Source organism: Actinoplanes sp. NPDC049316 (assembly GCF_040677315.1).
Classification (GTDB): Bacteria; Actinomycetota; Actinomycetes; order Mycobacteriales; family Micromonosporaceae; genus Actinoplanes.
On record NZ_JBFAQM010000069.1, the window covers coordinates 1 to 1,029 of the forward strand.

Sequence of the window (1,029 nt, forward strand, 5' to 3'; positions counted from 1 at the left end):
TAGGGCGTGTTTCATAACCACTCGCCGATGACGGTGATGGTCAGGACGGCCTGGAAGCGGACGGCTAACTTGTCGTAGCGGGTGGCAACACCGCGGTGGCGTTTGAGCCTTGCGATGCCGTTCTCCACGGCGTGCCGGAGCCGGTAGAGCTGCGGGTCGAACTTCGGGGGACGCCCACCCTTGGAACCTTTGGCCTTGCGGTGGGCGTCCTGGTCGCTCTTGCTCGGGATACACGCCTTGATCCCGCGCGAGCGCAGGTAACGGCGGTTGCCGCGGCTGGTGTAAGCCTTGTCGGCCAGCACCAACACCGGACGCGTGCGGGCCCGACCGACACCGAGCCTGCCCACCCGGATGCGGCGCAGGACCGGGATGAACTGCGGGCTGTCCCCGCGATGCCCGGCGGTGACGATCAGCGACAACACCTTCTGACCCTGCTCGCAGGCCAGATGCGTCTTGGTCGTCAGACCACCACGGGATCGGCCCAGCCCATGATCGGCCGGCTCGTCATGCACCCCACCGGGTGGCTCCTTCTGCAGATGCCCGTCGGTGCGCGCACCCGCGGCGTGCTGATGGGCGCGGCTGGTCATCGAGTCCACGCTGACCGTCCAGTCGATGCGGCCCTGAGCATCGTCTTGGGCCTGCAACGCTGACAGGATCCGATCCCAGGTTCCGTCGCGCTGCCAGCGACGAAACAGTCCATAGATCGTCGGCCAGGGCGCGTACTCAGCCGGGACATCACGCCATGGTGCGCCGATCCGGATCCGCCACCGGATTCCGTCGATGAGCTGCCGTTTCTCCCACTTCGGCGGACGACCGTTGCTCGGCGCGGCAGGTAGCAGCGGCGCGAGCCGCTGCCATTGCGCGTCGCTCAAGTCGTGCCGCCTCGTCACCGCTAAGGTGGCCACGAGGTCTCCGGTATGAAGTTCTTCTTGGTCGTTGAACCCTCTTACCGGAGACCTCTTCAGTTATGAATCACCGCCACGCCGTGACCTCGTACCGGCTAAGCGGGACTTACGAAACACGCCTTAG

At 65.9% G+C, this 1,029-nt stretch carries 1 protein-coding gene; it reads right to left on the reverse strand.

Annotated features, from left to right (window positions below; translation table 11 throughout):
* Positions 1–11 precede the first annotated feature (11 nt).
* On the reverse strand, positions 12–905 hold the full coding sequence (locus AB0K03_RS41090) for an IS5 family transposase (protein WP_364697600.1): 894 nt from the start codon (positions 903–905) through the stop codon (positions 12–14).
* Positions 906–1,029: the final 124 nt, after the last annotated feature.